This is a genomic window from Treponema sp. UBA785 (assembly GCF_002297065.1).
Classification (GTDB): domain Bacteria; phylum Spirochaetota; class Spirochaetia; order Treponematales; family Treponemataceae; genus Treponema_D.
Genome location: NZ_DBJD01000061.1, coordinates 8,201 through 13,609, shown reverse-complemented (window position 1 = coordinate 13,609; position 5,409 = coordinate 8,201). Strand labels below are relative to the sequence as shown.

The 5,409-nt window shown below is 38.1% G+C and carries 2 protein-coding genes; both read right to left on the bottom strand.

Features of this window, described 5'->3' with window-relative positions:
• Positions 1–1,637, bottom strand: a 1,637-nt coding sequence (locus B2X33_RS05245; RefSeq protein ID WP_349675712.1) for a DNA methyltransferase, incomplete at its 3' end; no start/stop codon positions are given.
• 15 nt (positions 1,638–1,652) lie between these two features.
• Positions 1,653–5,192: a helicase-related protein gene (locus tag B2X33_RS05240; protein WP_296668130.1), complete on the bottom strand. Its 3,540-nt coding sequence runs from the start codon at positions 5,190–5,192 to the stop codon at positions 1,653–1,655.
• Between the last annotated feature and the right edge of the window lie 217 nt (positions 5,193–5,409).

The following is a 5,409-nucleotide window of genomic DNA, read 5'->3' as shown; positions in this document are numbered from 1 at the left end:
CCTTCAAAACTTTCAAGCAGGCTGTTTCCCTGCATAATCTTGTAGTCAAGGTTCGGCAAAGGCAGCGGCTCTTCTTCGTCAACGATAATCGCAAGCCAGAAACGCAGTCGTGCAATGTCAACCGCGCCTTTTTCAATATCCACGCCGTAAATATTGTTTTTTACGATGTGCTTTTTAAGCTCAACTCTTGTTTTTGCTTCTTCAACTAAAATCTGGGTGCATGACAAAAGCTCGTTCAGCATTCCCATAGGAAACGCTCCGCTTCCTACAGCCGGGTCGCAGATTTTAACGTCAATCAAAGCCTTTAAAATGCCCGCTTTTTCTTTTTCTGAGAATGATGATGCATCGTGGTTCAGCACAAAATTTCTTATCTTGTCTTTTGAGGCTTCATCAGTTTTGACAGCTTCTGTTTCCAGATATGCGATTAAACTTTCACGGCACATATACTGGACGATTTCTTTAGGAGTATAGAACGCGCCTTTGTCCTTGTTGTCTTCCAGAAGATTTTCAAAAATCTTGCCAAGCATTTCAGGATCTACGCCGATTTCCACATCGTCCGGGTCTGTCTCGTCGATTGTAAAGTTGTACTGATTGAAGAATTCAAAAATAGACTCAAAATGCTCTTTCTTGAATTTGACTTTTTTCCTGTCAAGTTCATCTTCCTCAAAAAGTCCGCCGTTCAGATATGGAATTCTGATTTCGCTTCCGTAGATACTGCATACAGCTTTTGGCGCAATTGCTTCTTCTCCGCGGTCGCAGTTCAGGCTTTTAAAGAACAGCGGCTCAAGTGCCTGCTCAAGAAAATCATTTTTTACAGAGCTGTCCGCATTCTTAAAAAGATTGTAGATAAAGTTCTTGTCGCCGGTTTCCCATTTTGCGTTTTTTTGAACACCCAGCCATCCTTTTTTCTGCAGAAACTGAAGGAACACAAGCCGCCCCATGAGTTTTTTTACAAAATCGCGGACAGCTTTGTCGTCCCCGTTAAAAGCATTTGCAAATTCTGAGGCTGCTTTTTTTGTTTTTTCTTCTACAAATTTTCCGCCCTTTTTTACAAAACGTTTTCCGCTTATGTATTCAACAAGGTCTGCATAATGTTTACGGTATTCGTTAAAGAAATCATCGCTTAACGGGGCGACAGCGAACGCTTCAAGCATATTCTCATCTTTAATTGTTGAAAGTCCTTCGAGTGTCGAAAATCTTTCTGCAATAGTTCTGCAGGAATGTTCCGGTCCGCAAAGATATGTGTAGCGTTTTGCGCTTGTGCTGTTTTTTAAGGAGTCTGCCTTGTTCACATAGCTTACACGCCATTCTTTTTTATTGTCTGAAAAATGAAAGAAGATGAGCGCATTTGAATCGTTTTCCATGATCTTGCGGACACAATTCTGGATATTAACTCTGCTTCTTTTTAATGCGACGTTGTCCTGCAGCTCAATATCTGCGAATGTTATTGGAAAACTGCCTCTGACTTGCGCGATGATTCTGAATGACTTTATCTGCTTTTTGTCTGAATCAGAAAGTTCCTGTTCATCTGTTAGTGTTGTATCATTTGCTTTTACAAAAATCGGTTTTATAAGATTTTCAAATAAAACTTTTTTTCCTGGATATTCATTTTCAAATAATGAGCGCAAATTTTCCATAATATTTTCTCCAAATTATTCAACTATAAATTCAATTGCAATGTTCACTTCGGATTCTGAAGAATGAGAGCGCGTGTATTTGTGCAGATAATCAATATCGGCTTCTGTCTGAATCGTTCCAAGCCCTTCATTATTAAAATCCATTTCCAGAATTTTATTTATCAGAGTGAAATTTTTATCTCTTATTGAATTTGAAATTTCATCAAGTTTTTCTCCGTAGATTTCCGGCAAATCAAAATTGTAAAGTGATTTTATTTTCTTGATTGCCGCCGAAATTTCTTTATCGCCTTTCCTAAGTTTGCTTCTCATTGAAAGTTCTGCATTCTGCTTGTCTGCGGAAAAGCAGTTAATGACTGACTTTCTGTATTTTTCTATAAGTGTGTTGTCTGGCTCTGTTCCCTCAAAAGTTGAAAGCGGTTTTAATGTTTCAAAAAACTCCAGCTGGCTGACTTTTGTTGCGCTTCCGTCTTCATTTGAGATATAAAGCGTTGAACGTAAAGTTCTGTTATTTTTGTCTGTTTCATTAAGCTCAGAAAATGCTTTTTTGTTTTTCGACTGCGTTGTTGAAACTATACTGGTATTAATAGAAGAAAGTTTTAAGTAATTGGCTTCGTTGTTTTTCTTGTATTCTCTCAGTTCTGCGATAAAAGGCATTATAGGTGTCTCTGAATCTTGAATTTCATCGCGGACTACTTTGTCAAAGTGTTTCACTTCCTCTTCATTTGAATAAATTTGGCTGTCCTCGCCAAAAAGCTCGTGAAATGCCTGAAGTTTTACATAAGTCCTGTTTTTCAGGTTTATCTGGCTGTCGCCCAAAGTTGATGGATAAAAATTATAGTTCCAGATTTTCTTTGCATCTGTGCCGATTCGGTTGATTCTTCCTAAACGTTGCATAAGCCGGGTTGCGTTCCAGGGAGAATCATAGTTCAAAATTGAATTTGAGCGGTGCAGGTTTACGCCTTCTGCAAGAACATCTGTTGTGATAAGAATCTGATAATCGTCTTTTTTTGCACCTTTATAGTTTGCGTCAAAGTTTGCAGCGATTATTTCTTTCATATCGTCGCGGTTTTTTGCAGTGATAGAAAGAACATTGCAGTTTGGAATAGGCATTTCGTTCAGTTTTTGCACAAGAGCTTTTTGAGTTGCGATACATTCTGTAAAAATGATTAGTTTGTTATTCTTGTTTCTTTTCGGATCAAGAAATTGTCTTGCGGTTTCAAAGATAAATGTGCTCATTTTTGGGTCTGAGGTCTGAACGTCCCATTTTGAGCAAAGCTCATCAATAAGCCGCAAATCATTGTTCAGGTTTTCTATATAATTGTCAAAAAAATCCGCTCGTTTGTATTCCTGATTTGGACCTTCATTTTCGTTACCTGAATTTTTCTTGTTCGCCTTCTTTGCTTTTTCAGCCAGAACACAGAATGTCTGCTCAAAAGTTCCATTTTTAGAGATATTATCATCGTTTAGCTCTTTGTTTACATTTAGGTCAGGGCAGATAAAAATCCTGTCCGCATTCCACATTTTTATCATATTTTCTGTATAGCGGTGCAGGTTGTGCAGTGATTCCTTAAAAGCCGCCTGTGAGCTTTCAAGCCGCTTTACCAAAAGCAGTTCCATAATCTGCGCAAGACGCTGGGAAGTTCCTGTAACGCTCAAGTTGTTTATTTCGTGCCGTCTGCGGTTTTCTTCTGATTTTAGAAATTCGATTGCCCTGTAGCGGTAATAGCCAAGTCCGTTTTTTCCTGCCGTTGCTCCAAAGTCAAGAATAGGTTCTCCGTTTTCGTCTGAATCAACATGGCTTACTTGTGGGGCGATTATATTTATTGTGTTGTTGAAAAGATTTCCAAGTTCTCCGTTCATTTCGTAAGGAATTGCTACCGGCTTTTGAATTTTTGGGAAAGTTAATCCCTGGTTTTTCATGTCTTCCTGATAAAAACGTTCGATGTCTGTCCTTGTGCGGCGTATTACAAGAGGCTCTACTATTCTTTTCCTGATGTCTTCGCTGTCTGCAATAAGAGCGGCTTTGTCATGTGCAAGTTCTTCTTTTGTTTTAGGAATTTTTTTGCCGTTAATAGTCTTTTCTTTCTTTATATATTCCTTGTAGTTATTGTGTTTTTCTGCAAAATAGTTCTCCAGTTTGTTTCCGAATTTTCCGAGGTTTTGCAAAGTGGAGCGGTTGTGCTCACGCTGAAATAAATAAATCTGGTTTCTTAAATCGTAAGGCTCGTTGTTCTGCGGTGTTGCGGAAAGAAGCACAATATATGGCTGCGGATTTATTGAGCCGATAAGGTCATCTAGCTTCTGGTACATTATTGTGCTGTCATTTCTAAAGCGATGGCTTTCGTCTATAATAATCATTCCGTATTCTTCTTTTTTAAATGTGGAATCAAAATCATTTTCGGCGGTATATTCATCTGTTTCATTGACATCATCAAGACAGCCGATTGTTGTAAGAGTTATAAGCGGCTGAATCTTTTTTTCTGAAACTTCACCTTTATCAAAATATTCAATTGAGTCTATCCAACTTTGCTTGATTGCTGGCGGAGTGACAATAAGAACTGGATTCTTAAAGCCTGTCTCAAGCAGATGCCGCTTTACCACCATAAGAGCCGTAAATGTTTTTCCAAGTCCTACAACATCCGCAAGAATAAAACCGTGGTGCTGCTTCATTATTGCGAATCCTTGGTTTACTGCTTCCGCCTGATATGCAAGGCGCTTGAAATTCGGATCTTTCGGCATATAGTCATCGGGTGTGATTTTTCCATTAAAGCTGATTACTTCATCAAACTGGTCAATAAGAAATTTGATGTAGGTTTCATAAGGAGAAAGTACCGTATAATTTGAAATTGCCTCTTTCTTTTGCTTTTTGTCAGCCAGCACTTTTTTTGCGATTGCTGAAGGACGAAGAATTTGCTCCAAAAATTCCTTTGACCAGTCCTCCGACAAAGTCCACTTTTCATTGAACCAGAAAATATGTCCTTTTGAAACATTTATACAGTTCGGCTCTGCGGTAATGATTTGAGAAAGCGTTTCAAGGTAATTCAATTCAGAGTTTTCTTTTAAGCCTTTCTCTGTAAAATTGCTGCTTCCTATGATTCCGTATGCAATTCCTTTTCCGTAAAAAATATAGCACTTTGAATGCAAAAACTGATTTTCTTCATTTTCATTTTTCTTGAAGATATGAATTTCTATTTTGTCTGCCTTGCCGAGATATTTTAAAAGAAACGAAACTGCGTTTTCATATTCAGGTTTTACTTCAATTTCGTTTATGTCCGTGCGGATAAATTCTTCCGGCCAGTTCTTTGCATCTTTGTATTTCGGATTCTTATTGTACTGCGCAAAAAGATATGGGTCTTTGCCTATTAAAAGCCTGAGTTTTGTTCCGTCCCGTGATAAAAATTCATCGAGTTCATCTGCAAGAACAGCAGTTCCCGGAATATCCCAGTAGCCTGTGGCAATGTCAATATGGTTGATTTTTGGATTTCTTAAGATTTCTTTTATTGTATCTGCAAGTTTAAGATTTTCTGAATTGTCTATTAAAGTGTTTCCTGTCATTTTCTATGCTTTGTCCGACCTTAATTGTACTATACTATTGATATTTTTTCATTGTAAATTTTCTGCTTTGCTTAAAAAGATATTTTCTTCCTTTTCCAGCTATGTCTCCATTCCTCTTCAAGCCGGAAGCCCTTTCCTGCTGGAACAAAAAAATCTTCCTGTTTTAAGCGGAACGTCTTTCCTGTTTAAGCAGGAAGGTTGAATCGGTCTGGCAATA

Bases quoted from the DNA above. Each gene is read 5' to 3' on its own strand.
- B2X33_RS05240 (WP_296668130.1), bottom strand. From the start codon at position 5,192: ATGACAGGAAACACTTTAATAGACAATTCAGAAAATCTTAAACTTGCA.